The organism is Thermococcus sp. 9N3 (genome assembly GCF_012027685.1).
Classification (GTDB): domain Archaea; phylum Methanobacteriota_B; class Thermococci; order Thermococcales; family Thermococcaceae; genus Thermococcus; species Thermococcus nautili.
This window is the reverse complement of sequence record NZ_SNUV01000001.1, coordinates 950030-976948: the sequence shown is the minus strand read 5'-3', so window position 1 is coordinate 976948 and position 26919 is coordinate 950030. Positions and strand designations below refer to the sequence as shown.

At 56.5% G+C, this 26919-nt stretch carries 30 protein-coding genes; 16 read left to right on the top strand and 14 right to left on the bottom strand.

From position 1 onward, the window contains the following. Positions 1-114 precede the first annotated feature (114 nt). The gene (gene acs / locus E3E30_RS05470) at positions 115-2055 is read left to right on the top strand and encodes an acetate--CoA ligase (protein ID WP_167728676.1); all 1941 of its coding nucleotides are present in this window, start codon (positions 115-117) and stop codon (positions 2053-2055) included. On the opposite strand, the gene hypE is transcribed toward acs, so the two are convergent. The 7 genes from hypE to E3E30_RS05435 all read right to left on the bottom strand — a co-directional run bounded on the left by hypE (position 2052) and on the right by E3E30_RS05435 (position 7864). Beyond that, positions 2052-3068: a hydrogenase expression/formation protein HypE gene (gene hypE, locus E3E30_RS05465; protein ID WP_167728675.1), complete on the bottom strand. Its 1017-nt coding sequence runs from the start codon at positions 3066-3068 to the stop codon at positions 2052-2054. The two genes, acs and hypE, sit on opposite strands and share 4 nt — an antisense overlap. A 2-nt stretch (positions 3069-3070) precedes the next feature. Continuing rightward, positions 3071-3271, bottom strand: a complete 201-nt coding sequence (locus E3E30_RS05460) for a HEPN domain-containing protein (protein WP_167728674.1) — start codon at positions 3269-3271, stop codon at positions 3071-3073. A 148-nt stretch (positions 3272-3419) separates the two neighbouring features. Next, entirely contained in the window at positions 3420-3593 is a 174-nt protein-coding gene (locus E3E30_RS11365) for a nucleotidyltransferase domain-containing protein (protein ID WP_240922535.1), read from the bottom strand. Positions 3594-3638: 45 nt separating this feature from the next. Next, entirely contained in the window at positions 3639-5957 is a 2319-nt protein-coding gene (gene hypF, locus E3E30_RS05450; protein WP_167728673.1) for a carbamoyltransferase HypF, read from the bottom strand. 218 nt (positions 5958-6175) lie between these two features. After that, entirely contained in the window at positions 6176-7303 is a 1128-nt protein-coding gene (hypD, locus tag E3E30_RS05445) for a hydrogenase formation protein HypD (protein ID WP_167728672.1), read from the bottom strand. Position 7304: 1 nt separating this feature from the next. Then, entirely contained in the window at positions 7305-7565 is a 261-nt protein-coding gene (locus tag E3E30_RS05440; RefSeq protein WP_167728988.1) for a HypC/HybG/HupF family hydrogenase formation chaperone, read from the bottom strand. A gap of 44 nt (positions 7566-7609) precedes the next feature. After that, positions 7610-7864 carry a HypC/HybG/HupF family hydrogenase formation chaperone gene (locus E3E30_RS05435; protein ID WP_167728987.1) on the bottom strand — a complete coding sequence of 85 codons (255 nt, stop codon included), beginning with the start codon at positions 7862-7864 and terminating at the stop codon, positions 7610-7612. A 69-nt stretch (positions 7865-7933) separates the two neighbouring features. On the opposite strand from E3E30_RS05435, the gene E3E30_RS05430 reads away from it, so the two are divergent. From E3E30_RS05430 to E3E30_RS05365, 14 genes are all read left to right on the top strand, one after another. Beyond that, the gene (locus E3E30_RS05430) at positions 7934-8311 is read left to right on the top strand and encodes a DUF302 domain-containing protein (protein WP_167728986.1); all 378 of its coding nucleotides are present in this window, start codon (positions 7934-7936) and stop codon (positions 8309-8311) included. A gap of 104 nt (positions 8312-8415) precedes the next feature. Continuing rightward, complete coding sequence (locus E3E30_RS05425) at positions 8416-9009, top strand: TetR/AcrR family transcriptional regulator (RefSeq protein WP_042688849.1); 594 nt, start codon at positions 8416-8418, stop codon at positions 9007-9009. A 128-nt stretch (positions 9010-9137) separates the two neighbouring features. Next, positions 9138-11195 (top strand): molybdopterin-dependent oxidoreductase, encoded by a 2058-nt coding sequence (locus tag E3E30_RS05420; RefSeq protein WP_167728671.1) that lies wholly within the window; start codon positions 9138-9140, stop codon positions 11193-11195. Between the two features lie 10 nt (positions 11196-11205). Continuing rightward, positions 11206-11703, top strand: coding sequence for a 4Fe-4S dicluster domain-containing protein (locus tag E3E30_RS05415; RefSeq protein WP_167728670.1), 498 nt, complete (start codon positions 11206-11208; stop codon positions 11701-11703). 45 nt (positions 11704-11748) lie between these two features. Continuing rightward, positions 11749-13134, top strand: coding sequence for a proton-conducting transporter membrane subunit (locus E3E30_RS05410; RefSeq protein ID WP_206205071.1), 1386 nt, complete (start codon positions 11749-11751; stop codon positions 13132-13134). A gap of 6 nt (positions 13135-13140) precedes the next feature. Further along, the gene (locus E3E30_RS05405) at positions 13141-15132 is read left to right on the top strand and encodes a proton-conducting transporter membrane subunit (protein WP_167728669.1); all 1992 of its coding nucleotides are present in this window, start codon (positions 13141-13143) and stop codon (positions 15130-15132) included. Positions 15133-15142: 10 nt separating this feature from the next. Then, the gene (locus E3E30_RS05400; RefSeq protein ID WP_167728984.1) at positions 15143-16060 is read left to right on the top strand and encodes a respiratory chain complex I subunit 1 family protein; all 918 of its coding nucleotides are present in this window, start codon (positions 15143-15145) and stop codon (positions 16058-16060) included. 2 nt (positions 16061-16062) lie between these two features. Continuing rightward, positions 16063-17862, top strand: a complete 1800-nt coding sequence (locus E3E30_RS05395; protein ID WP_167728983.1) for a hydrogenase large subunit — start codon at positions 16063-16065, stop codon at positions 17860-17862. After that, a complete protein-coding gene (locus E3E30_RS05390; RefSeq protein WP_167728668.1) occupies positions 17862-18461 on the top strand; it encodes a 4Fe-4S dicluster domain-containing protein in 600 nt (199 codons plus the stop codon). The genes E3E30_RS05395 and E3E30_RS05390 overlap by 1 nt, the downstream gene beginning before the upstream one ends. 6 nt (positions 18462-18467) lie before the next feature. Then, a complete protein-coding gene (locus tag E3E30_RS05385) occupies positions 18468-19298 on the top strand; it encodes an NADH-quinone oxidoreductase subunit B family protein (protein ID WP_167728667.1) in 831 nt (276 codons plus the stop codon). A 1-nt stretch (position 19299) separates the two neighbouring features. Next, a complete protein-coding gene (locus tag E3E30_RS05380; RefSeq protein WP_240922534.1) occupies positions 19300-19617 on the top strand; it encodes a hypothetical protein in 318 nt (105 codons plus the stop codon). A 39-nt stretch (positions 19618-19656) separates the two neighbouring features. Then, on the top strand, positions 19657-20103 hold the full coding sequence (locus tag E3E30_RS05375; RefSeq protein WP_167728665.1) for a nucleotidyltransferase: 447 nt from the start codon (positions 19657-19659) through the stop codon (positions 20101-20103). Then, positions 20100-20675 (top strand): molybdenum cofactor guanylyltransferase MobA, encoded by a 576-nt coding sequence (gene mobA, locus E3E30_RS05370; RefSeq protein ID WP_167728664.1) that lies wholly within the window; start codon positions 20100-20102, stop codon positions 20673-20675. Before E3E30_RS05375 ends, mobA begins: the two co-directional genes overlap by 4 nt. A 125-nt stretch (positions 20676-20800) precedes the next feature. Continuing rightward, entirely contained in the window at positions 20801-20998 is a 198-nt protein-coding gene (locus E3E30_RS05365; RefSeq protein WP_240922530.1) for a hypothetical protein, read from the top strand. A gap of 61 nt (positions 20999-21059) precedes the next feature. Here E3E30_RS05365 and E3E30_RS05360 read toward each other — a convergent pair whose 3' ends face one another. From E3E30_RS05360 to hypA, 5 genes are all read right to left on the bottom strand, one after another. Beyond that, positions 21060-21548 (bottom strand): hydrogenase 3 maturation endopeptidase HyCI, encoded by a 489-nt coding sequence (locus E3E30_RS05360; protein ID WP_167728662.1) that lies wholly within the window; start codon positions 21546-21548, stop codon positions 21060-21062. Further along, positions 21545-22078: a putative toxin-antitoxin system toxin component, PIN family gene (locus E3E30_RS05355; protein WP_084606306.1), complete on the bottom strand. Its 534-nt coding sequence runs from the start codon at positions 22076-22078 to the stop codon at positions 21545-21547. Before E3E30_RS05355 ends, E3E30_RS05360 begins: the two co-directional genes overlap by 4 nt. Then, positions 22030-22359, bottom strand: coding sequence for a hypothetical protein (locus E3E30_RS05350; protein WP_167728661.1), 330 nt, complete (start codon positions 22357-22359; stop codon positions 22030-22032). The genes E3E30_RS05355 and E3E30_RS05350 overlap by 49 nt, the downstream gene beginning before the upstream one ends. A gap of 102 nt (positions 22360-22461) precedes the next feature. Then, complete coding sequence (locus tag E3E30_RS05345) at positions 22462-23202, bottom strand: Mrp/NBP35 family ATP-binding protein (RefSeq protein ID WP_167728660.1); 741 nt, start codon at positions 23200-23202, stop codon at positions 22462-22464. Beyond that, positions 23199-23618, bottom strand: a complete 420-nt coding sequence (gene hypA, locus E3E30_RS05340) for a hydrogenase nickel incorporation protein HypA (RefSeq protein WP_042688889.1) — start codon at positions 23616-23618, stop codon at positions 23199-23201. The genes E3E30_RS05345 and hypA overlap by 4 nt, the downstream gene beginning before the upstream one ends. Before the next feature lie 109 nt (positions 23619-23727). Between hypA and E3E30_RS05335 the strand changes: the two genes are divergently transcribed. Beyond that, positions 23728-24609, top strand: a complete 882-nt coding sequence (locus E3E30_RS05335) for a cation diffusion facilitator family transporter (RefSeq protein WP_167728659.1) — start codon at positions 23728-23730, stop codon at positions 24607-24609. Here E3E30_RS05335 and E3E30_RS05330 read toward each other — a convergent pair. Continuing rightward, positions 24551-25471 carry a hypothetical protein gene (locus E3E30_RS05330; protein ID WP_167728658.1) on the bottom strand — a complete coding sequence of 307 codons (921 nt, stop codon included), beginning with the start codon at positions 25469-25471 and terminating at the stop codon, positions 24551-24553. The genes E3E30_RS05335 and E3E30_RS05330 overlap by 59 nt on opposite strands. Before the next feature lie 30 nt (positions 25472-25501). Next, positions 25502-26911: a radical SAM protein gene (locus E3E30_RS05325; RefSeq protein ID WP_240922529.1), complete on the bottom strand. Its 1410-nt coding sequence runs from the start codon at positions 26909-26911 to the stop codon at positions 25502-25504. Positions 26912-26919: the final 8 nt, after the last annotated feature.

Genomic DNA, 26919 nt, shown 5'->3' with positions numbered 1-26919 from the left:
CGGCTAATTAGCTTCCCCTAACTCTTTTTCGACTTTTGTCGTTTATCACTTTGACAATCAACGAAAGAATTTTAAGGTTTCCTAATACCCACTTCTGAGAAGCGAGGTGGTAGCATGCAGATAGGCGAAGGATTTCTCAAGGAAAGGTACCTTCCGATGGAGGCCTTCAGGGAGGAGCACAGGAAGTCCATAGAGAACATCGAGGAGTTCTGGGCCGAGCAGGCGAAGGTTCTCGACTGGTTCAAGACCTGGGAGAAGGTCCTCGACGACTCAAGGGCGCCCTTCTTCCGCTGGTTCGTTGGAGGCCAGCTCAACGCGAGCTACAACGCTCTGGACAGGCACGTTAAGGCAGGAAAGAGAAACCGCGCCGCGATAATCTGGGAGAGCGAGCGCGGTGAGACGAGAACGCTCACCTACTACGAGCTCTACCGCGAGGTGAACCGCTTTGCCTCGGCTCTGAAAAACCTCGGCATCGAGAAGGGCGACAGGGTCGTCATCTACATGCCCCTCGTTCCAGAAGTGGTCATAGCTATGCTCGCCAGCGCGAGAATTGGGGCGATTCACAGCGTCGTCTTCTCCGGCTTCTCGGCTGAAGCGCTGGCCACGAGAATCAACGACGCAAGGGCGAAGGTCGTCATCACCGCCGACTACCTCTACAGGCGCGGTAAGAAGCTCAACCTCAAGGAGATAGTTGACAAGGCCCTCCTCGAAACGCCGAGCGTCGAAAGCGTCGTCGTCCTCAGGAGGGAAGAGAACGGCGTCAACATGGTCGAGGGCAGGGACTACGACTGGAACGAACTCCTCGACGGGGCCGAGCGCTACGTTGAGCCCGTTCCGGTCGAGAGCAACCACCCGCTGTTCATCCTCTACACGAGCGGAACCACCGGAAAGCCCAAGGGAATCGTCCACTCCACCGGAGGTTACCTCGTCTACGTGGCCAAGACGATGGAGTGGGCGTGGGGAATAACCGAGAGCGACCTCTTCTGGAACACCGCCGACGTGGGCTGGATAACGGGCCACAGCTACCTCGTTTACGGGCCCTTAACGCTTGGCCTTACGGTGATGATGTACGAGGGAGCGCTCAACTATCCAAAGCCCGACAGGCCCTGGGAGCTGGTGGAGAAGCACGGGGTGACGATATTCTACACCGCCCCAACAGCAATCAGAATGCTCATGCGCTACGGGGACGAGTGGGTGAAGAAGCACGACCTTTCGAGTTTAAGGCTCCTAGGTTCGGTCGGCGAGCCGATAAACCCGAGGGCCTGGAAGTGGTACTATGAAGTCGTTGGCGGTGGAAGGTGCCCGATAATCGACACCTGGTGGCAGACAGAGACCGGTGGCTACATGATTTATCCCTCGGCCGGAATACAGCTGCCCCCGCTGAAGCCCGGCTCAGCAACGTTCCCCGGTCTCGGCGTCGATGCAGACGTTCTCAGGGCCGATGGAAGTCCGGCGGAGCCGAACGAGCGCGGCTACCTCGTGATAAAGAAGCCCTGGCCGGGAATGCTCCTCGGAATCTGGGGCGACGACGAACGCTACATCCGGACCTACTGGAAGCGCTTCAGCAGGCCCGACGAGGGAATCTGGATTTATTACCCCGCTGACTACGCTATGAAGGACGACGAGGGCTACTTCTGGATATTCGGCAGGGCCGACGAGGTGCTCAACGTTTCGGGTCACAGGATTGGAACGGCCGAGATAGAGCACGCATTAGTTCTCCACCCGGCCGTTGCCGAGGCGGCAGTAATCGGAAGGCCGGACGAGATTAAGGGCGAAGTGCCCGTTGCCTTCGTAATCCTCAAGGAGAACTGCGTTCCGAGGGAGAGCCTGAAGAAGGAACTCATAGACTACGTCAGAGAAACCCTTGGACCGATAGCGGCTCCGGCGGAGGTCTTCTTCGTGAACAAACTGCCGAAGACGAGGAGCGGGAAGATAATGCGTCGCGTCCTAAAGGCCCTCGCCAGCGGAAAGGGCCTCGGCGACCTCTCAACGCTCGAGGACGAGGCGAGCGTAGAAGAAGTGAAAAAAGCTTTAGAAGGCTTCGAGATGCGTTAGCATATCCTCGGCACGGGGTCTCCGGCCGGAGGCTCCATGAAGCGCTTTCCGCCGATTCCGGTTTCGAGGAGGACCTTCCCTCTGTATTCTTCTATTACCTCGCCGATTATCGCCGCGTCTTTCCCCCTCTTCGTCTTCCTCATCGCCTCAAGGGCTTCCTCCGCGTGCTCCCTGGCAACGACCATAACCACTTTCCCCTCGTTCGCCACGTCGTAGGGACTGATTCCCAACATCTCGCTCGCGGCCCTCACCTCGGGCTTCACGGGTATTGCATCCTCCCTGACGAGGATTCCGACGTTGCTTTTACGGGCAATCTCGTTGAGGGCGTTGCTAAGCCCGGCCCTCGTGGGGTCCTTCATCGCGTGTATATTTTCCCAGCCGATGGCGTTTGCAACTGCTTCAACGACCTCCCATATCGGTGCGACGTCGCTCTTCAGCTCGGTTTCGAAGGCTATACCCTCCCTGTGGCTCATCAGCGCTATCCCGTGGTCGCCTATCGTCCCGCTGACGAGGACTATGTCTCCTACCTTCGCTCCGGCGTCGCTTACCGGCTTTTCCGCGATTCCAACTCCCGCGGTAATCACGAACATCTCTATCGGCTCCTCAACGACCTTCGTGTCACCGGTAACGATTGGAACGGGGACTTCCTTAGACGTCTCGTCCATCGAGCGGAGAACTCTCTCAAGGACTTCCATGTCAAGGCCTTCTCCAATAATCATCGAGTTTGCTAAGGCTAAAGGCTTCGCGCCCATCACAGCCAAATCGTTGACCGTTCCGCTAACCGCGAGCCTGCCTATGTCACCGCCGGGGAAGAAGAGTGGCTTGACGGTGTGTCCATCGATGGTGAAGACTATGTGCTTATCGCCGAAAGGTATCGTCGCCCCGTCGTCCAAAGCGTCAAGTCCTACCCCCCCGGCGCTCTTGAGGGTCAGGGTCTTTAGTATAACGTCCCTTAAGAGTTCTTCCATTATCTCTCCGCCCGCACCGTGTTCGAGCTTTATCTTTTCACCCATTTTCAACCCTCCAGAAAGCCTTTCGAAGTTAGATAGCGCCTCGTAAATTCGAGGAATTCTTCGGCGCGCCGTATGTTTTCGCGCGCCTCTTCCTCGGTTATATCAACCACGAAGGAGTAATCCGCGGTCTGCCTGAGATTAAACGCGGTTCGAAGTTCCAAACTCTTTTCGGCCTTTTTCAGTATTTCATCGTATCCCGTCATACCTTGACCCCCTCGACATTCACGTTCCATATCAGCGGGTCGTCCTCCATTCTTGGATTAACTGGGTAAACGATGAGCGAAAGAACGAGCCCTTTTTCCAGTATGTACTCTTCCGTAACCTCACTCAGTTTGTCGTGCTCCTCAAGTGTCAGTTTTCTCTTAACACGACTAAAACGTCAACGTCGCTGTCCTCTTTGGCTTCGCCCCTCGCATACGAGCCGAAGAGAATGACCTCGACTAAGTCGTCGCCGAGGATTTCGATGAGCTTTTCCTTCATCTCTCGCAGGATTTCGAGGAGCTCTTCCCTCGGGATTACGGGCATCGTCTTTTCCCTCAGTTTAAATTCCTGCTTTCTCCACTTAAACCTTCACAGCATCAAATCCTCCTTCGTCAGGTAGCCCTCCAGGTACAGCCCGCCGAGGAAGGCCTGGCCGACGTTTATCCCGTTGTCCCCACGCGGGACCTCCGTTGTAACGTGGAATTTAAGGCCCGACGCCTCAACAGCCTTTCTCACGGTCTTGACTATCAGCTCGTTGTAGGCGACACCACCGCTCATCACGACGTCCTTCACGCCGAACTCTCTGGCCTTCTCGATGGCAACCCCTGCAAAGGCCCTCGCGAGGGCCAAGTGAACCGAGTAAGCGATGTCCGCCGGCGAGGCCTTTTCTAGGACGTCCAAGGCCTGCACGAACAGCTCTTCCACCTTGAGGAGTTCTCCCTCTACGGGCACTTCGAACTTGAGGTCGTTCTTGCCCTTCATCGCGAAGCTCTCGAGCTTCATCGCCGGCTCGCCCTCGTAGTGCCTCCTGTAGGCCACGTTGAGCAGAACCGACAGGGCGTCGAGGACCCTTCCGGTTGACGAAGCGTAGGCGAGGTTTATCCCCTTGGCGAGCTGGTTTAGAGCAACTGAAAACTCCACCTCACCGTACTTCAGGCTCTCCACGGCTTTCGGACAGCACTTCCTTATGACCCCTTCAAGCTCCTCGACGCTGTAGACCTTGCTCAGGATTCCCATCAGGGCCCTTAGCGGGTAGTAGCTCGCCAAATCACCACCGGGGAGCGGGTAGTAGTCTATGTGCGCCAGCCTCTCCACGTCCTCGTAGCCGAGGTAGAGCACCTCACCGCCCCACGTGTGGCCGTCCGTTCCGTAGCCCACTCCATCAACGGCTATTCCCACAGCTGATTCGAGGTTCTTCTCGGCCAAAACGCTCGCTATGTGGGCGTAGTGGTGCTGAACCTGGAGTAGCTCGACGTTTAACTCGTTCGCAAGCTCCATAGCGAGCTTCGTCGTGTTGTAGGTCGGGTGGAGGTCGGCGACGATTAAATCGAACTCCTTAACCCTTAGGATTCTCTTGAAGTGCTCTATCGCTTCCCTCATGAACTCAAGAACCTCGACCTTTCCGGTGTTGCCGATGTACTGGCTCGGGTAGACCTTTCCGTTTTTAGCAACTCCAAAGGCGTTCATCAGCTCCGCACCGACCGCCAGACCGCGGTAGTTGAAGGGAATCTCTATCGGGAGGGGCACAAAACCGCGGGAGCGCCTAATAACGGCCCTTCTTCCGTCAACGAAGCGAATCACGCTGTCATCAGCTCTGTTGAGTATCTTCCTGTTGTGGAGCAGGAAGTAGTCAGCTATGTCCTTCAGCTCCTCGAAGGCCCTCTCGTTGTCCTTAACCATCGGCATTCCCGGGTAGTTGGCTGAAGTCATCACGTAGACCTTAGTCTTGCTCCAGTGGAAGAGTATGTAGTGCGTTCCCGCGTAGGGGAGCATGACGCCGATTGTATGCAAGCCAGGCGCGAGGTTCTCGGGCAGGGGGAAGGGTTCCCTCTTGCGGAGCGTCACGATGGGTCTTCTATAGCTGGTCAGCTCCTCCTCTTCTTCGTTACTCACGTAGGCGAAGCTTTTGACCGTCTCAAGCGAGTCAGCCATTATCGCGAAGGGCTTCTGGGGCCTGAAGGTTCTCTTCCTCAGCTCGGCAACGACGTCTTCCCTTGTCGCGTCGCACGCCAGATGGATTCCGCCGATTCCCTTGATGGCCACTATGTAGCCCTTATCAATCAGCTCCGCCGCCTTCCTCAGCGGGTCGCCGGTGATTTCCTCCCCGTCGCTCGTGTAGAGACGGTAGCTCGGCCCGCAGACGGGACAGCAGACGGGTTCAGCATGGTAGCGCCGGTTGAGCGGGTCTCTGTACTCGCTCTCGCAGAAGTCGCACATCGGAAATTCCTTCATCGTCGTGTTCTCGCGGTCGTAGGGTAAATCCTCGATAATTGTGAACCTCGGCCCACAGTTGGTGCAGACGATGAAGGGGTACATGTAGCGCTTGTTCGTCGGGTCGAAAAGTTCTCTCAGGCAGTCCTCGCAGATGGCTATGTCGGGCGGAATTATCGAGTCCCCACCGCTTCCGCCCTTCGAGCTCTTCTCGATGTAGAAGCGGTCGAACCCCTGGGGCGGGATTTCCTTCTTCTCGAGCCTGTCAACCCTCGCGAGGGGAGGTTTTTTCCGGTAGATGTCCTCTATGAATGCCTCTATATCCTCTTCACGGCCCTCGACGACTATCTCGACTCCCGCATCGCCGAGGTTCTTGACGTAGCCCCTCAGGTTATGCTCGTGCGCTATTCGGTAAATGAACGGCCTGAACCCAACGGCCTGAACGATGCCCTGAACGTGAATACGGTAAGCCTTCATGCCCACCCACCGGTTTTTCTCGGTATTTAGAGCCTTTATAGGTTTCCAAAACCAAAAGTTGAAAACGAGAGGGGAGTTTTGAACCTTTGGTGTCATAGGGGGTTAGTTTGGGGCCACACCTCGCAGATAACCCCTGCCTCTATCTCCTCGATGACCCGTTCCACGTTTTCACGGGGGAAGAGCCCGAAGTACTTCCGTGGGGCTTTCATAGTCTTCACCTAAAACAGCGCTCCGTACTTGTAGAAGATATGACAGGTTCCCTCGTAGGACACCATGCACGGCCCTATTGGGTGCCTCGGCGTGCAGGTCTTTCCGAAGTGCGGACAGTCGGTTGGCATGGCCAGACCCCTCAGCACTGCACCGCAGAGACAACCCTTTTCGAGGTCGGGCAGGTTTTTCGGCACCTCGACGCGGTAGAAGTTCCTGATTTCGAGCTCCTTCCACTCCTTTCTTACTTCCAGCCCCGTTCCCGGGAGGACTCCGAGAGCGCGCCACTTTGCATCCTTAACTTCGAAGAACTTGTTAATTAACCGCTGGGCCACGACGTTGCCCTCATATTTGACGGCACGCCTGTATTCGTTCACCACCCTCGCGTCCCCCTCTTTGTACATCCGTATGAGGAGTAGAATAGCGAGGAGGACGTCATTTGGTTCGAAGCCCGCTATGACCTGTGGAATCCCGTACCTCTCGCTCAGGAACTCCCAGCCCTTGACGCCTATTATCGTTGAGACGTGGCCAGCATCGATGAGGGCATCAATCCTGCTCCTCTGCTTTATGAGAACCTCTATCCCCTGGGGCGTTAGCCTGTGAACCGAGTAAATCTTGAAGTTCTCAAGGCCCTCATTGGCGACGGCGTTGAGCATTCCCGCAGTGGGAGCGGTCGTGGTTTCAAAGCCAGGGCTGAAGTGGACCACGGTTTTCTCCGGGTTCTCCTTGGCCATCTTATAGGCATCGTAGATGGAGTAAACGACCCTGACGTCGTAGCCCTCGCTCTTCAAGTCGGCAAAGCTTCCCATTGGGGTGGGGATTTTGTACATGTCACCGAAGGTCGTAAGCGTTATTTCCTCGCCCTCCTCGCGGGCCTTCTTCATAATCAGCTGCATCGCCACGATGTCTTCAACCGGCGTTATACAGACCGGACAGCCGGGTCCGCTGACGACTTTAACGTTCTCTGGAAGGAGCGAGCGAATTCCAGAGCGGGTAATCGTGTCCTCGTGAGTCCCGCAGACGTGCATTATCCTTATCTCACCGTCAAGAGGTTTGGCTTCTTCCTTAATCTTCTCAACGAGCTTTTGAGCTATCATTCTGTCCCTGTAGGGGGCAAGAACTGAATCAACGCTCTCCATTTCAATCACCCGGGTAGTAGTAGCCGCCTATCGCTTCCCTCTCCAGTTTGAAGACCTCATCCCAGGCCGAGAGGATTTCCTTCGCGGTCTCTTCATCAACGCGCTCGATTATGAAGCCGGTGTGAATCAGCACGTACTCGCCGGGCTTGACGTCGGGCATCAAATCAATCCTGGCCTCTCTCTTGACGCCTCCGAAGTCCACCCACGCGGTTCCCTTCTCCCTGTCAACCTCCAAAACCTTCGCAACGGTCGCCAGACACATGAGCTTCACCCACCCTGGATTCTCAAACGGGCTATTTAGCCTTTCTAAAACCTCCGGTTTGAAACCGTGAAGGTCAGCTCGAGCTTCCTTGAGCGGTGGTATGAGCACCTCGCGAGGGTCTCCTCGGCCTCGCTTCTGCTGACCTTCTCAAGAACTATGCCGTAGTAAATCCTCACGTAGTCCCCGGGTTTTACATCTTTTACAAAGTCCAGCCTTGCCTCCCTGAGCTGGCCCTCAACGTCAACTATCGCCCTTCCATCCCTGACTTCGATGACCTTTCCCGCGAGCATCAGGGCCATGGTTATCAACCAAAGGTGATAGAAAACGATTTATAGACCTTTTCCTGACTAGTCAGTCAGGTGGTTCGAATGGACATGGGCCAGATGATTAACGCCGGAAAGAGCAAGTACTCCTACGAGGAGACCATAGGAAAGATTAAGGCCAAGGTCGAGGAGATTGGATGGAGCGTTGTTGCCGAGCACGACATGGAGAAGAAAGTCGGCGTTAGGGTTTACATCATTGAGCTCTGCAACAAGGAGTTCGCAAAGAAGGCCCTCGAAAAGCCCGAGAACCGCTGGGTTTCTGCTTTTATGCCATGTCGGATTGCAGTTGCTGAAAACCCGGATGGAGTTTATGTTTACGGTATGAACATGGGTGTCTTTGCCGGAATGGCTCCCGGGGAGCTCGGGGAGCTGTTTAAGAAGGTTTCTGAGGTTGATGAGGTCATCCTCAATTCCGTTCTCTAAGTTTAGCCTTTTTCGTTTTCTGTCGTCCCGGCGGAAAGTTTAAATTACCCTTCTGCACATAATTGTCCATGAAGTAAATGACTGAGTGGTCAGAAGTGGTGGGCATGGCTACAAAGTCCCCTGGTAAAACCCGCGAGAAACTCGTGTCCTCTGCAATGGAGCTCTTTGCGAAGAAGGGTTTCGATAAGACCACGGTAGACGAGATAGTCGCCAGGGCCGGAGTTGCCAAGGGCACCTTCTACCTCTACTTCAAGAGCAAGGACGACCTCATAAAGGAGCTCGCCTTTGAGGTAATGCCCATAATGGCCATGCCCTCCCTCAACGACCCCTACATAACGGTCTCGTTCCCAACCTTGGAGAGCTACCTCCTCCAGCTTGGGAAAGAGTTCCTTGAGTTCTATTCGGAGAGCTATCGGGCGGAAATCTTCTTCCACATGCTCTCGGTCCGGGAAAGAATGAAGAGCATAGATGAAATCTACCGTCAGTCCTGCTCGGAGCTTTTGAGAGAGGGTGCGAGGAGGATTACTGCATACGTCAAGGTTGGTTTTGAAGATGCCCTCATAGCGTTTCAGGTCTTCATAGCGTCCCTCATGCACTACCTCCATGCGAAGGAATGTATCGGCCTCCCGGGTGACCATTACTTAAAGCGGGCTGTTAACGTTGTTCTCAATCACCTTCGCCTCTCTGCGAGCGTGTAACTGGGTGTATAGTTCTGTTTAACTAGCCCTATTGTGTAAAACCCATTTGTTTCGACGACTGCAGAAAACTATTTAAGGTTTTGGCGACGAGCCTAAATGACTGGTCAGTCATTAGAAGGGTGATAGCCATGGCCGAGAAACTCGTGCCCGTAGTGTGTCCCTGGTGTTCAGTCGGCTGTCGCTTTTACGCGGTCAGCGTGAACGGCTACATCAGGAAGATTGAATTCGACTACGACCACCCCACCGTCAACCGCGGAAAGCTCTGCCCCAAGGGCGTTGCCTCCTACCAGTTCATCAACAGCCCCAAGAGACTTAAGAAGCCCCTCAAGCGCGTTGGTGAGAAGGGAGAAGGAAAGTTCGAGGAGATAAGCTGGAGCGAAGCTTACAGGATAATCGCCGAGAAGATTAAGGAAATCAAGGAGACCTACGGTCCCGAGGCAATAGCCTTCCTCGGAAGCGAGAAGATAACCTTCGAGGAGAACTACCTCGTCCACAAGCTGTCAAAGGCGATAGGAACCAACCACCTCGACTTCCCGGGAAGGTACTGCCAGTACTCCAACAGCCCCGCGAGAACGGCTGTCTTCGGTAGCGCCGCGGCGACTAATCCATTCGAGGATGTTGCCAAGGCCGAGTTCATTCTGATTTGGGGTCACAACCCCGCTGAGACTGCACCTGTCTTCTTCGGTCAGTACATTGAGAAGGCCGTCCTCGACAACGGCGCCGAGATGGTCGTCATAGACCCGCGCGCGACGAGAGGCCATAAGTACGCGAGCATGCACCTCAAGCCCTACCCGGGAACCGACCTCGCGATAGCCCTGGCTATGCTCAACGTCGTCATAAGCGAGGAGCTCTATGACAGGGAGTTCGTCAACGAGAGGACGACCGGCTTCGAGGAGCTCAAGGAGGCCGTTAAGGAGTACACACCGGAGTGGGCCGAGAAGATAAGCGGCGTTCCCGCCGAGGATATAAAGAAGGTCGCGAGGCTCTTCGCCACCAAGAGAACTGCCCTCTTCGTCAACGAGGGCCTCAACCAGCACGTCAACGGTTTCGAGTTCGCCCTCGCCCTCGCGAACCTCATCGCGATTACCGGCAACATCGGCAAGGAAGGCGTCTGGAGCGGTGTCTTCCCGGGCGCCCAGTGTGGATTCTGTGCCGCCATGACCGGCATCGCCCCGAACAAGCTTCCGACCGGCAAGCTCGTCACCGACGAGGCCGCGAGGGCCGAGCTTGAGAGGCTCTGGGGCTTCAAGATACCAGACTGGGTCGGCTTTGACCTGACAACTATGATACGCGAGATGGGCAACAAGATTAGGATGATGTACATCGTCGGCGGCAACATTGCCCGCTCTGCCCCGAACAGCAGGTGGGTCAGGGAACAGCTCAAGAAGCTCGACTTCCTCGTCGTGCAGGACATATTCCTCACCGAGACTGCTAAATACGCCGACATAGTTCTCCCGGCCGCAACCTGGTTTGAGAAGACTGGAACGGCAATAAGCGCCGAGAGAAGGGTTCAGAGGAGCTACAAGGCCGCGAATCCACCTGGAGAAGCCAAGCCCGACTGGCTCATCCTGGTTGAGCTCGCCAAGGAGCTCGGCCTCGGCGAGTACTTCAAGTACGAGCACCCGGACGAGATTCTCAGGGAGATAAACAGCGTTATTCCAATATTCAAGGGCGCAACGCCAGAATACCTCGCGGAGCACCCCGAGGGATGCTTCTTCCCGTGCACCGAGCCCGGCGAGGGAACGAAGGTCCTCTTCAAGAACGGCTTCAAGACGAGCGATGGAAAGGCCCACCTCCAGCCTGTTAAGTGGCGCGAGCCGCCGGAGATGCCCGATGAGGAGTACCCGCTCTGGCTCACCAACTTCAGGCTCGTCGGCCACTGGCACACGGGAACCATGTCCTTCGAGAGCCCGAGCCTTGAGAAGCGCTGGCCCGAGGAGTTCGTCATGATTAACCCGAAGGACGCCGAGAAGTACGGCATAAGGAGCGGGGACCTCGTCAAGGTCGAGACCAGGCGCGGAAGCGTTCTCGTCAGGGCAGAGGTTACTGACCACGTCAGGGAAGGCGTGATAGCGATGCCGAACCACTGGAACATCAACGTCCTGACCCTGGAGGTCACCCACGAGAAGACCAAGATGGCCGAGCTCAAGGCCGTCGCGGCCAGGGTTAGGAAGGTGGAGGAGTGAGGTGGTTGGAATGAGCAAGAAGATTTTCCTCGACTATAAGCGCTGTATCGGCTGTAGGGCCTGTGAAGTGGCCTGTGAAATGACGCACGGCGAGGCAAGGATAAGGGTCTTCGAGTTCCCCGACCTCTTCACCGTTCCCTTCAACTGCCGCCACTGTGAGAAGGCACCGTGTATGAACGTCTGTCCGACCGGGGCGCTCTTCAGGGACGAGGACGGCGCGGTGGCCTTCGACCCGCTCAAGTGTATCGGCTGTCTCATGTGTGCCGTTGCCTGTCCCTTCGGAATTCCAAAGCTCGACGAGGAGAACAAGATTATGGACAAGTGCGACCTCTGTGCTGACAGAAGGGCAGAAGGAAAGCTTCCGGCATGTGTTTCAGCGTGTCCAACGGATGCCCTGCTTTACGGCGAGGTAAACGAGGTGCTCTGGAACAGGGAAGGAAAGATAGTGGCCAACCTGAAGAGCTCAGCTGAGAAAGGGGAGGGCGAGAAGGCCTACATCGTCCTCTGACCTTATTTTTTGCAACGAAAACCTAGGGTTAAAAACCAAGGGGTGATGGTGATGATTGAACTGGTGCTAATCTCAGCGCTCATCCCCTTCGTGCTCCTGATACTCTGGAAGCTCGAGGGGAAGACAGCCGACCTAATAGCGGGCGCGATTCTCGGCGTTTCCCTGCTCCTCAACGGTATGGCCCTCTATGACTTCTTCTCAAAGGGCTCTGACAAGGTTTACCACACCGCCTACGTTACCACCGGCAACCTCGGCGAGGTCTTTGGAATAACCGCCGATACCGCCTCAATGCTCATGGGCTTCGTCTCGATACTAATCGCGTTTCTCATGGCAGTCTACGCGAGCAGGTTCCTTGACTCGGGGAAGGGGAAGTTCTACGCCCTCTTCGGCCTGCTCACCGGTGCGAGCATGGTTTTCATCTACTCGACCAACCTCGTCCAGTTCGCCGTTGCGCTTGAGCTCATGGCGATAGCGATGCTTTGCCTCGTGGAGCTCGGTAATGCCAAGACTGACGCCCTCAAGGCCTTCCTCGTCCTCAACGTTGGAGTGCTCCTCATCCTCGGAGCGGTTGCCGTTCTCGGCACGGGACAGGACCTTACCAAGGCCACTTATGACGGCACGGCGTTCCTCCTGCTAATCTTCGCGGCCTTCATGATGAGCTCACAGTTCCCGTTCTACTCCTGGCTTCCGGACTCAACCGCCTCTCCTATTCCCGCGAGTGCCTATGTGCACTCTGCCTCGATTGTCCCGCTCGGCGCCTACATGCTCTTTAGGGTTATCCAGTACATGAAGCCGAACGACGACTACTTCTGGCTCCTTGGAGGTCTGACCGTTGCCCTCATAATCCTGATGATGATTTACTACCCGCTCCAGCGCGATGCAAAGAGGCTCATAGCCTACTCCACCATAGCCCAGACCGGCGTTGCATACATAACCCTCGCCTACGCCCTGCTCGGCCACGTCGCGGGAATCCAGATAGCCCTCTACCAGGTCGTCAACCACGCGGTCGTCAAGGCCCTCGCCTTCGCCTCCGTCGGAGGACTCGCCTTAGCATACGGCACCACCGACCTCAAGCTCATCAAGGGCATGAGGAGAACCGTCCCCTGGACGAGCATAGCATGGTTCATGAGCTTCCTCGGACTGGCCGGTGTCCTTCCGCTCGGCCTGTTCTTCAGCAAGGCCTTCACGATAATGAGCACCAGGCACGCCAAGGGAATCGCCTCGTGGCTCTTCCCGGCGGTGGTTCTCATAGACGCGGCAATATTCCTCATCGTGGTTCTCCTCTGGTTCAGGGAGATATTCTTCGGCGAGGGTGAGGCAAAGAAAGAGCCAAAGGTCATCGTTGCAGTGCTCATCGTCCTCATAATCGTCGGCATAATAATGCCATGGGTCAGCCTCGACGTTGTGATGAAGATAGGCTTTGCGGGGTGATGTGAGATGATACTCGAATACGCGATTGGAGCGTTCATCCTCGGTGGTCTCGTCGGCCTGATTAGGGACTACAAGGCCACGGTTAAGGCGTCAAGCTTCATGGCGTTCCTCGGTTCACTCGCCCTCCTCTGGCAGGTTTACGCCGTCTACACCAACGGCCCCGTTTCGGGAAGCCTCTTCGGAATCCCCGTCAAGGTGGACGACCTCTCAATAATCTTCCTCCTCATAATCGGCCTCGTTGGAGCGGCCGCTTCCCTCTTCGCGATAAACTACATGGAGCTCTTTGAGAAGGTCGGCAAGGGCTGGGTCTACGCGATAGCCTACAACACCTTCCTCGCGAGTATGGCCCTCGTCGTTACCGCGGACAGCATGGAGTACTTTGTCATGGGCTGGGAGCTCATGACCCTCAGCTCGTTCATACTGGTCTTCTTCAGCGAGAGGCCGAGGGACACCGACGCGAGCGTCAAGTACTACATCACCATGCACTTCCTCGACACGATTCCGCTCTTCCTCGCCCTGGGAACCGCCTACTCCCTCGTCGGCGGCTTCGACGAGCTCACCTTTGAGAACATAGCGAGCGCTATGGCAACAGCATCCACGAGCACCAAGCTGGTCTTCACGGCGCTCCTCATGATAGCCTTCATGACCAAGTCGGGAATGATACCCTTCCAGTTCTGGGTTGCCGAGACCTACCGCGCGGCGCCGACCAGCGTTTCAGCCGTCATGGCCGGTGCGATGGAGAAGGTTGCCCTCTACGGTCTCATCGCCCTCATCTGGAGAACCGTCGGAACGAGCTACGGCCTCGGTCTCTTCGTTGCCGTGATAGGTGCCATAACCCTCACCGTTGGAACCCTCTACGCACTCAGAGAGACGAACGCCAAGAGACTCCTCGCCTACCACTCGATAGGCCAGATGGGCTACATATGGCTCGGCCTTGGAATAGGAATGGCACTCATCCCGAAGGGTGGCTTCCTCGGCGCCGTTGGAGCCCTCGGTGCCTTCGCGGGACTCTTCCACGCCCTCAACCACGCGATATTCAAGGCCTCGCTCTTCCTCTCGGCTGGAGCCGTTGAGTACAGAACCGGAACCGTTGACCTCAACGAGCTCGGCGGTCTCGGCAAAACCATGAAAATAACCGCTCTGGCGGCGCTCTTCGCCTCGCTCGCCATAAGCGGTGTTCCACCCTTCAACGGCTTCATCAGCAAGTGGCTCATCTACGTTTCCGGTTATTACTCGAACAGCTACGTTTTGGCTCTCGGCGCAGTACTGGCTGCCTTCATCAGCGCCGCTACGCTCGCGTCGTTCATCAAGTTCTACGGAACCCAGTTCGGCGGTGAGATGAAGCGTTACGAGAACGTTCAGGAGGTCCCGGCCGGAATGCTCGCCGGCCAGTGGATTCTGGCAGGTTTAACGCTCCTAATCGGTGTCTTCCCGGGAACCGTCACCGGAATCCTCAACGTCTTCAACGCCCCGATAAACGAGAACCTCTACAAGATAGGCTTCCAGTCGGTGATGTTCTCGCCGGTGCTCTTCGTGATAGTCCTCGGAATACTGACCTTCGGACTCTACCTCGTCTTCAAGCCCGAGTACAAGGAGGCCAAGCCCTGGGACTGCGGTTCAACCGAGATAGACGAGGACGAGTACAGGATAAACGCCGAGGGCTACTACCTCAAGTACGAGGAGAAGATAGGCTCGTTCTACCACCTCGGTGACTGGTTCTACCGCGTTGGAGCCGGAATAATCCGCTACATCGTCAGGGCCTACCTCTGGATGGCGAGCTACTTCACCAAGATAGTCGACACCCCGTACACCAGGATAGAGACCCTTGACGACCTCCGCGAGAGGGAAATCATGCACATAGACGAGGAGGTCTTCAAGCCACTCATCAGGTTCCTCAACATAGCCAGGGACGTCATCCCGGGAATAAGGCTCGGCACCTTCATCGTCATAGCCCTCGTTGTCGTTGGGGCTATCGTGGGACTGCTAATAGTCATGTGAGGTGGTGAAAATGGAGACGACGGCCAAGCTCGCCTTCAGCTTTATCGGTGTGCTCCTGACCTTCCTTCTGCCCCCTTACCTCGACGGAATAGCGAGAAGGGTTAAGGCAAGGCTCCAGTACAGGCGCGGGCCACCGCTCATGCAGACCTGGTACGACCTCAACAAGCTCTTCAGCCTCCCGTCGGTTAAGCCGACCAAGAGCGCGCTCTTCACCTGGGCACCTTTCCTCGCCCTCGCCTCAGCCGTAATCGGCGCTCTCCTCCTCCCCTACGGAAACGTGGTGCCCATTGACGTAGGCTTCAACTTAGTGGTGTTCTTCTACGTGATACTGATGGTCAGCGTCTTCCTCATGCTCGCTGGTCTGAGCGTCCAGAACGCCTTCAGCCACCTCGGTTCGGCCAGGGAGATGCAGATAATCCTCACCGTCGAGCCCCTCATAGCCGTCCTCTACGGAGTCCTGGCCTACAACGCGGGCTCGCTCAACATAGCTGACATCATAGCCAACCTGCACCTCACCCCGTCGCTCGTCATGACCTACGTCCTGCTCGCCTACGCGCTCTACGTCGAGAGTGGATTCGTGCCCTTCGACATAGCCGAGGCCGAGCAGGAGGTTATAGGCGGTCCGCTCAGCGAGTACAGCGGAAGGCTCCTCGGAGTCTTCTACTACGCCATCTACATCAAGCGCTTCGCTCTGCTGTGGTTCTTCGTCAGCCTGCTCGTCCTCCCGTGGGTCGGGCCGATAGACACGACTCTCAAGGCGGCAGAGGTGCTCGCGGTTCAGTTCCTCCTGACGGTGGCTTTATATCCGGTCATAGCCTCACTCGAAGCAACGAACGCGAGGCTCAGGATTGACCACGTTGTTAAGATGAACACGAGGGCTTTCTTTGCGGGAATAATTATCCTCGCCATAGCGTTCATGGGGTGGTGAATATGGTAACGACGAGGGATTTGGAGGCTCACTTCGAGTTTGAGTGCAGGGCCTGTGAAAAGGGCCAGTGCAGAAAGGCGGACATTAACACAATCCTTGCCGAGAGAAAGGGCCTCAAGGAGTTTTACGAGGCCTTCAAGGAGCACATAAGGGAATGCAAGAGGATGAGCTACGGTCAGTACCAGTTCGTGATTGACAGGGAAGTCCTTCCGGAGGCGGTGCTCTGGTGGCACAACCACCCTGAGTTCAAGGAGACCCACCTCTCAACCGCTGTTGGAACCGACGAGAGGCCCCTCAACGGCCACTTCGTCTACATGCCCTTCCTCAACGTCCAGGTTGAGCCTGAGAACATGGACGAGAACTACTACGTCTTCCTCAGGGCGTACCTCCCGGCCGACGACCCGAGCTTCCCGAGCGTCGCGGCAAAGCTTCCGGCCGCGCTCTGGATAGAGAGGGAAGTTAAAGACCTGCTCGGTTTCAACCCCGTTGGCCACCCGGACCCGAGGAGGCTCATACTGCCAGAAGACTGGCCCGATGGCGTTTACCCGCTCAGGAAGGACATGGACTACAGGCACTCACCGATGGCCGAGACCAAGACCGAGTTCAGGGAGAAGCCGGAAGGAACGACGCTCGTCCCGATGGGTCCGGTTCACATGGGTATCGAGGAGCCGGCCCACTTCAGGCTCTTCGTTAAGGGAGAGACGATAGTCGACGTTGACTACCGCGGTTTCTACTCCCACAGGGGAATCGAGAAGACCGGTGAGGGCAGGCTCACCTACAACCAGGTGCTCTTCCTCGCCGAGAGAATCTGTGGAATCTGTGGCTACCAGCACTCCGTAAGCTACGCGATGGCCGTTGAGCGCCTGGCCGACGTCGAAATCCCTGACAGGGCACGCTACATAAGAACGCTGATGCTCGAACTGGAGAGGATTCACAACCACCTGCTCTGGGTCGGCATTGCCGCTCACCTCGTCGGCTACGACACCGGCTTCATGCACGCGTGGAGAATCCGTGAGCCCGTCATGTGGCTCGTCGAGCGCTTAACCGGAAACAGGAAGCAGTACGGAATGAACATCGTCGGTGGAGTTAGGAGGGACATCCTTGACTACCGCAAGGAAGAGATACTCAAGGTCGTCAAGCAGATACGCGAGGAAACCAAGAAGTTCCTCGACATAGCTCTGAACACCAACACCTTCATCAAGCGCGCTGAGGGAGTCGGAATACTGCCCTACAAGGTTGCCAAGGCCTACTCCGTCCTCGGACCGACTGCAAGGGCCAGCGGAAGGAGGATTGACACGAGGCTTGACCAGGCAACGAAGACTGCCATGGCCTACAACGAGGTTGACTTCAAGGTTCCGGTCTACAAGGAGGGCGACGTCCTTGCGAGGGTTCTCGTCAGGATGGACGAGCTCTTCGAGAGCCTCTGGATAGTGGAACAGCTCATTGACCAGATGCCTGGCGGAGACATTATGGTTCCAATCGGCGACCTGCCCGAGTACGAGGAGGCCCTTGGATTCACCGAGGCCCACCGCGGTGAAGTGGTTCACTACGTCATGACCGGCGAGAAGAACAAGGTCTACCGCTGGAAGGTGAGGGCGCCGACCTACAACAACCTGCCGGCTGTGCCGGAGATGCTCAAGGGCTACCACGTAGCCGATGCACCGCTCATCATAGCGAGCATCGACCCGTGCTACTCCTGTACCGAGAGGGTTCAGTTCGTTGACGTCCAGACCGGCAAGGTGAAGGTTCTCACCGAGGCCGAGTTCAACGAGCTCTCAATCAAGTACAGGGGGGTGTTCTGATGGCCGAGAGCCTCTCCTACACCGAGAAGCTCAAGAAGTGGAACCGCTTCGAGGTCGAGAAGTTCAGCAAGAAGGCCCCTGTCACCACTCCCTATCCTTTTATTGACATCGAGAAGCCACCCGAGTACCGCGGAATCCCGCACATCAACCCCGAGAAGTGCATAGGCTGTGGCGCCTGCGTCAACGCCTGTCCGCCCGATGCGCTAATCCTCGAGTGGGACAAGGAGCACGGCGTTAAGAGGCTCACCTTCAACGCGGCGCGCTGTATAAGGTGCCACCGCTGTGTGGAGGTCTGCCCGACCGGCGCGATGGAACCGACGAACATCTTCGAGATAGCGACCGACAACAAGGAAGATTTGGTAGAGGTCGTCGAGCACAAGCTCGCTTACTGCGAGGAGTGTGGCGAATACCTTGACTTCACCGAGAGGCAGATTGAGTACGTTAGGAACATCCTGCCGAAGGAAATCTTTGAGATGTACGCCCTTGAAGACAGAATCGGCCTGACCCAGGAGGCAAAGATGCGCAAGACCGTCGAGAAGCTCAGGGAGACCGAGGGAATTCCAGTCTCGGCCTTCATGCTCGTGAAGAAGGGGGGGTGAGGAGTGATGGGAAGAAGGCTCAAGTCCGTCTGGGTCTATCACGTTGATGCCGGTTCATGTAACGGCTGTGACATCGAGGTGCTCGACGTCCTCAGCCCGTACTACGACCTCGAGAGGCTCGGTATCAAGGTCGTTCCCAACCCGAGGCACGCCGATGCCCTCTTCATCACCGGCCCGCTCACAAGGCAGACCAGGATAATGCTCAAGAAGGCCTACGAGGCCATGCCACCGAAGCCGAGGATAGTGGTCGCTATAGGAACCTGCGCCTCAAGCGGTGGAATCTTCTACAACAGCTACGCCCTCTACAACACCTCACCCCAGCGCGGAAGGGACAGGCTCAGGAGCGGTGGACCGGAGATGATAGTGCCGATAGACATGTACATCCCCGGCTGTCCGCCGAGCCCTGAGGAGATACTCTACGGCGTCGCCCAGCTCCTCGGCATCAAGGAGAAGAAGATGAAGGGCGAATACTGGGTCGCGCTCCCGCCGAAGGAGACGCCCAAGGCCGAGAACGAGGTCGAGTTCAGAATCCCCGACAGGCCGATACCGCTCCGCTACTGGCTCACCCTTCGCGAGGAGCTCAGGCGCGTCATAGGTTACTACGACAGGGAGGCCGTCCTTGAGGACTTCATGGCCCTCGTCGAGAAGGCCTTCGAGAGCGACAACCCGAGGGAGAAGCTCCACGACCTTGTAACCGGCTACTTCCTCAAGGAGAAGGACTCCAGGATAAAGGTCGCCATGCGCTTCCTCGAAAACGAGTTCTGGAAGCTGTACGACGAGTACCACTCCCTCGGAGAGGCCCTCAAGAAGAAGTACCCCGTGACGGCGGGTGTCTGAGGTGCCCTGGAAGCTCTACCGCTTTAAGTACGAGGACTACCCTGAGTACTCTGCGAGGATTACCGGCCACTACGCCGGCGACCTGCTAATCATCGAGGAGGAGGGCGAGCTGAGCGAGGGGGCGGTGAGGCTCATAAAGGGGGCCCTTGGAATAGACGAGAACGCGAGGGCCTTTGACATCGAGGTCAGGGACGTGCTGAGGCTCCCGATTAAGGAGTTGCCGGAAAAGGACAGGAAGGTCCTGCTGGAGGCTTCCGAGAAGCTTGACTCCGAGAGCAAGCTTCACATAGAGTACCGCTACCAGCCGAGCTTCGATTAAACTTTTATTTTCCCACAACTTTTCTCAGGAGGTGGTGGGATGAACGAGGAGACGCTGAAGAGGGCCAAGGAGGAGCTGATTCAAAGGGTGAAAGACTTCTACGGTGACAACCTTCTCTCGATAATCTTCTACGGAAGGCATCTCCGCGACCCGAGCTTTCCGGAGATAGACGTGGTCGTAATCATCGATAAACCCTACGACCCAGTGAAGATGAACCGCATGGCGGACTTCGTTGAGAACATCCGCGACCCGATAGAGGAGAAGTACGGATACCACGTCTCCTTCGAGCTCTACACGCGCGAGGAAGCGGAGAACTTCCACTCCGGCTACCTTGACGTCGTGGTTAACTACGAGGTCGCCTACGATAAGGATAACTACTTCCAGAACCTCATGAACGACATGCTGAACCCCAAGAAGGCGATGGACTACGTGAAGTACATCAGCACCATTGAGTACATCCAGCTGGACGAGGAGAGGGAGGAATGATTGGGGCAGTTCTGGCCGGCGGAAGGGGCAGGCGCTTCGGGGGCGACAAGCTACTCTACAAAATCAACGGCAGGCCTTTGATTCTTTACACCATCGAGAGGCTTGAAACCGCCAGAAGAATCGACGAGATAATCTTAGTTGCCTCGAAGGACAACGCGGAAAAACTTGAGAGGCTCGGCTACCGCGTGGTCGTTGATGAGCTCCTTATAGGCCCGATGGGGGGCGTTTACACGGCCTTAAGTCTCGGCGATGCCTTCGTCGTTGCCGGCGACATGCCCCTCCTCGTCCCCGAGTTCATTGATTACATAATTGAAGAATTCAAGAATAGCGGAAAAATAGCCTGCGTGCCGAGGTGGGAGAACGGCTACCTCGAACCCCTTCACGCCGCTTATTCCAGGGCTTTCCGCGAAATCCTTGAGGAGAAGATAAAAACCGGAAACTACGCCCTCAACAGGGCAATCCGTGAAGCCAATCCCTGCTACCTCCCGATAGAGTCTCTCCCCGGGGAGTGGCGCGAGAGCTTCTTCAACGTGAACACGAGGGAGGATTTGGGGAGGATACAAAAGGGATAAATAGCATGCCCCTCAAAGTTTAATGGGAGAACCATGGGCATTGGAAGATGCCTTTTTCCTCTACGAGCTGTTCAACGAGAAAATTGACCGGAGGGTGCTCAATGACTACGCGAGGAGGCTTGGCGTTGAAGTTCCGTTCTAAGCGCGATTTGGAAGAGAGGCTCGCCTTCATCCGGCTTTACGTGAAGAGGCTGAAGGAGAACCCGGATGAGGTATTCAAACAGCAGGTGAGGCTTGTGAATTCGTTCCTTGCCTCCGCCAAGAGCTTTCCGCTGAGCAGGGAAGAGTACCTGCGGATGAAGGGAGAACTGCGGAGAGAATAACCCACTTTTGGGTGACACTCCCCTCAGTTAGTGTTCAAAAGGAAGATAAACCAATTCCCAATTACATTGTTGAGGGCTTATCCCTTTTTAGAATCCCCGCTAACAGCTCCGCCAGCCTCTCGGCGCGCCTCTTTATCAGCTCGCTAGGCTCCTGAAAGAGACCTGTCGAGCCCGGCTGACAGCCTATGAGCACGAACTCCGCATTGACCATCGTCTTCATGAACTGTGTAACGAACTTCAGCGGAAGTCCGTGCGTCGATATCGCCTCTCCGAGCGTTCCCTCAGGGTCAGCTATGATGTACTCGCCGACATCACCGCCGAAATCAACGGCATCGACGAGGACGACGAGGTCGGGCTTAAAGTTCGCTATCTTCCCAGTGTAGTTCTCAGGAACCTCGCCACAGTTCAGCACGAGGACGTTGGGGTTGTCCAGCAACTCCTTCAGCCTCTCCGCCACGAGCACGCCGAAGGCGTCGTCCCCCCTGATATCGTTCCCGATTCCGCAGACCACGACCCTTTTCGCGTTCTGGAAGAGTTCTTCAAGGTTCATTGACTATCCTCCCCTACGAGCTTCTTTTTTCTCAACAGCTCGATAAGCTCAAGGCCCGTTACGACGTAAATTTTCGTGTTTTCAACTTCAATTTTCATGCTTTCGTTTCTCATATCGAGAAGGTCTCGGTCGTAGGTAACTATGGCAAACGCATCGCCCTCAACTGCGACTTCAATCCACTTGTCATCGCTCTCATCTCTGCACAGTTTGACCTGCTTTTTTGGCGTGACGAACTGGCTGTGCTCTTCAATAAACCTTAGAACCCTCGCGGGGTTCTGAAGGGGAACTCTGGAGCTTTCGGGAACTCTTGAGTACAGTGCCATTATCTTCGGGTGCGCGAGCTTGTATCTCATCTCCGCTACGGTTTCGGAAGAAGCATAGTTTATGAGGATTCCCCGGCGGATTAGCTCTAAAATGAATGCAACAGCGTTCCTTTTCGGGTTTTTGCTGAGGAGAAACGATATCAGGGCCGATGTCTCAATCACAACTCCAAGCCCATGGCCCTTAGCTTTCTCTCGATTTCCAGCCATTTTCTGACGTCCTCCTTGACCTCGATGAGGAGTTCGCTGAGGTCCTCTGGGGCGTCTTCCGTCGGCTCTTCGACCTCGAGGCCTCCAACGGCCTTTTCCTTTTCGGCTTTCTCAAGCCTCTCAAGGTTCTCTTTCCATTCGAGATACTTGAGGAGTTCCTCAACGGTAACGCCGAGGGAACTGGCGAGCTTTAAGACTATCTCGGAGATTAAAACCCTCTTCTCCCGGTCTTCAAGGAGTCTTTCAACGGTGTAAACTTCAGGATTAATGACCTCGCTCATGGTCTCACAGGGGTCGTTTTGACACGGGCGTATTTTAAGGTTGCGATTGGAACGTCTTGGGACCTAAAGTGTGGCCCTCTGAAATGAATGGAAAAAGAAAACTCACAGCTTCCCCGCAAGCTCCCTAACCTTCTCCGCGAACTCGGTCTTCATGAGCTCCTCGACGTTTCCAATCTTCGCGTCGAGGTCCGGATAGAAGGGTATGCCGATGAGGTACGGGACGTTGTAGCGCTCGGCGAGCTTCCTGACGTCTTCCTCGTCGTTCAGTTGCTCCGAACGGAGAACCATGTTCTCGACGACGCCGAGAACCTTGTGATTCTCCTCAAGGAGTAGCTGTATGAGCTTCTCGACGACGTTGAGGGCGAGCTTCGACGGGGTTGCAACGACGAGGAACTCTCCCCTCTTGAGGAAGCGGAGGACATCCAACAGCTGGTCGCCGAGTCCAGGTGGCATGTCGATGACGAGGTAGTCAAGCTCGTCCCAGCGCGTTATCGTGAGGAGCTCGATGAGGGCGTCGCTTATCTCCTTACCGCGGAGCGGTGTGGGCCTGTTCTCGGTGTAGTAGGCTATGGTCATGAACTTTATCCCGTGAACGGTAGGCGGGACAACGCCTTTGTCCTCCTCAGGGAACTCCTTCGGCTCGAAGCCGAGAATCACGTGGTCACTTGCCCCGTGGAAGTCAAGGTCAAGCAGGCCGACCTTATAGCCCTTCTCGGCCAGAGCTAAAGCGAGGGTCGTCGAGATGAGCGATTTTCCTACTCCCCCCTTCCCGCTGACGACGGGGATTATCCTCTTGACATTCTCAAGCCTCGCGCTTATGGCTATCTCGCGCGGGTCAATCATGCCTCTCCCTCCTTCTCAATCATTATCCCGGCAACGTAAACGCCCCTACCCTGGACGACCTCAAAGTCGTGGCTCCCGCACTTCGGGCATGCCAGAAACGCGTGAACGACCTCGGGAATGAAGTGGATGTCCTCCTTTATGCGCTCGTCGAACTGGTCCTTGACCTCCTTGAGCTTCCAGGTGTGCCCGCAGTTGCGGCACTTGAATACCGCCTCTTCCTCCTCGAAGATTATCTCTGCCCCCTCTGCAATTGTTCCCGCGAACATCTGCTCCATCGCGAACTTCACTATGTCCTCCGCAACGTCCTGGAGTTCGCCGAGAACGACCTTGACGGCCTTTACCCTCTTTGCCCCCTCCCTCTGGGCGTAGTCGAGGACGGTTCTAACTATGGCATCCGCCAGCGCCCACTCGTGCATGGTATCACCGACGGAAATTGGCGTGTCACCTTAAAAATGGTTGGGTTTGAAACCTGTGGTGTGCAGACAAATTTATTAACGGTTCGATGGAACTCTCCCCGGTGGTGGGATGGGGCACGAGCACGGGCACGGGCTTAAGAGGAACCTGGCAATCTCAATCGTCCTGAACCTCACGATAACTATCGCAGAGGTAATCGGTGGGCTAATCTCGGGCAGTTTGGCGCTCCTGAGCGATTCGCTTCACAACTTCAGCGACAGCATGAGCCTGCTCGCGAGCTACTTCGCCCTAAAAATCGCCGAGAGAAAGCCCAACGAGAAGTACACCTTCGGCTACAAGAGGGCCGAAATCCTCGTGGCCTTTATCAACTCCGCCGTCTTAATCGGCGTTTCGCTCTTCCTCGTCGTCGAGGCCTACCGGCGCTTTAGAAACCCCCAGCCGATTGACACAGCTATAATGCTCCCCATGGCCCTCGTCGGGCTAATCGCGAACCTACTCTCGGTTTTCCTTCTCCACGAGCACGCCCACGGCCTCAACGTCCGCTCCGCTTACCTTCACCTTCTGAGCGACACCCTCTCGTCGGTGGCCGTCGTGATTGGTGGTTTGCTGATTCGCTTCTACGGCGTCGAGTGGGTCGACCCGCTCGTTACAGTTTTGATAGCGCTCTACATCCTCCGCGAGGCCTACGAAGTCCTTAGGGAGAGCGTTGACGTCCTGATGGAGGCGTCGCCGGAGCTCGACCTCGAAGAGATAAAGGCCGAGCTGGAATCAATCCCCGGCGTTAAGAACGCCCACCACTTCCACGCCTGGCGGGTCGGTGAGGGTGGGATTCACTTCGAGTGTCACCTATCTGTTGAGGACATGCCCCTGAGCGAGGCGCAGAGGATTATAGACGAGGCCGAGAAGAGGCTGAGGAAGTTCGGGGTAACCCACGTTACGGTTCAGCTCGAGGTTGACCGGTGCGAGCCCGGTCTGCTGTGCCCAGACGCATGAAGAGGAGCGCGTAGCTCAGCGGGCCGAGAATAGCCTCCCCGAGCACACCGATGAGTTCGAGCAGGACGTCGTAGACTACCAGCCAGAACGCCAGAAAGCCGAGCACGGCCCTTCTCTCGTCACCGTTGAGGGAGGCAAAGAAGAGGACGAGCGCGAGCGTTCCAACTGCATCGGTGGCGAGCGGTGGGAGAACTTTGGGGAGAAATGCGAGGGCCGTGAAAATCGTCGCCCCCGAGATGAAGCCGGCCGTGAAGGGACGGGATGGCGTGAATGGAACGTCCCTGCTCCCGAACTTCTTGGCGAGGAGGAAGAGCGCGAGGGCAGATAGAATGGCGACCGAGTACTGACCCGGGGACGGGACGTAGCGGGTGAGGTGCGCGAAGGCAAAGGCGGAGGTGCAGAAGGCGATTGTGGTCAGAAGGGCACCCCGTTTCCCGATGAGGGACTTTCCGCGCAGTTCTGGGTAGAGAAGCTCCACTATCAAAATCGGGAGGGCTATGCTCATCGTGGCGTGGTAAGCCGTCAGGAGAACGGCCCAGCTCGTGTTCACGCCGAAGACCCTGCCGTAGTCCTTAAGAGCCCCGAGGTCGGGCCAGTTCGGGTCGAACCACGAGCGGATTACGAGCCCCTCCTCAACGACGCCGTAGAGGGCGCCGAGGAGCATGAGGCCGACCTTTCCCCGGCCGAGCCGTATCCACGCCTCGCGAATCAACAAAACGCCAGAGCCGTAGAAGAGCCAGAGGAGGGGAAAGGAGAGGGGTTGAACTACAAGCTGGAGCGGGTGCGTTGAGCCACCGAGGACCTCGGCTAGGAACGGTGAGAGGAAGGTGAGGAGTAACACAGCTCTGGTCTCTTGTCTCATGCGTTAAACTTCGCCCTTCCGGTTAAAGCTTTATGCGTGAACCTCTTGGTGCTTATAGGCCTCCACGAGGCCCTTCTCAATCGCCACCTCGACGGCCCTGTAGTAGCTTGGCACGTAGAGGCTCGGCCCGCGGAGAACAACCGTTTCGTCAACCCAGTTGAGCTCGGTGAGGGCCTTCGGCTTTCCGTGCTTAACTATCTCCTCCCAGAGGCGTCTGTTGATAACGCACCCGGGGTCGTCGCCCGCAAGGTCGAGCGTGTAGTGGTAGGCCCTCGCGCGACAGCCCCCGCAGATGTACTTGTAGGGACACCTCCCGCACTGGCCCTCCCAGCTATCTCTGTCGCGGAGTATTCCGAAGATTCTGCTGTTCTCCCATATCTCCTTGAACGGCCTGTGCCTAACGTTTCCAACCGGGAGCGGGAGGAAGACGCAGGGAACTACCGTTCCGTCGGGCTCGATTCCGGCGTAAATCCTGCCAGCACCGCAACCGCCTATGAACTCGGCGAGCGTCTTCACGGAGTTATCCTCGCCTATGTAGAAGTGCGCCGGCGTGACGCTCCTCCCCTGGCTCATGAGCAGGGTAACGCGCGCGTACTGGGGCGCGGTCGTCAGTATCTCAAGCTTACGCTTCTTCATCTGGCGGTAAACCTCTTTCATGAACTCCTCGCGCTCCTCCGGCGAGAGGTCCACCTTAATCATGTCCTCGGCCCTTCCCGTCGGCACGAGGTTGAAGAAGATGACGCGCCTCACGCCTATGCTCTCAGCCAAGTCGAGTATGTCGTCTATCTCCTGGTAAGTCTCCTTGTCCATTATCGTTGCCATTCCGTGGCTTATTCCAAGTTCGACCGCGTTTTCCAAAGCTTTTACCGCGTGCTCCCACGCCCCCGGAATTCCGCGGAACCTGTCGTGCTTCTCGGGCTTCGCCGAGTCAATGCTGACCTCAACGTACTTTATTCCCGCCCTGACGGCCTTTTCAAGCTCCTCCCTCCTCGCGAACGTCCAGCCGTTGGTTGCCACCGACGTGTGAATTCCCCTGCTCGACAGTTCTTTGACGATTCTCAGGAAATGCGGGTGTATCGTCGGCTCGCCCCCGCTTATTGCAACCGCCGCGACGCCGGCCCTGTCGAGCTGGTCAACGAGGCTGAGTTTCTCCTCGAGCGATAACTCGCTCGCGAGCTGTTTGTCGGCCCTCTGGTAGCAGTGCTGACAGCGGAAGTTGCACATGTTGGTAAAGTTCCAGACTATCAGGAATGGCCCGGCAAGGCGCTGAGGAACTGTTACCCCGTACTTCGCTATGCCCTCGAGGACGACCCAGATTCCGCGCCTTATGTGGGGGTCCCTCAGCAGGGCTTCCTTGACGGCCTCCTCATCGCCGTGGGCGAGCTTTATGCCGAGCTTGAGCAGGAGCTTTATCGTGTCCGCCTGGAAGCGGACCATCATCGGCGCGT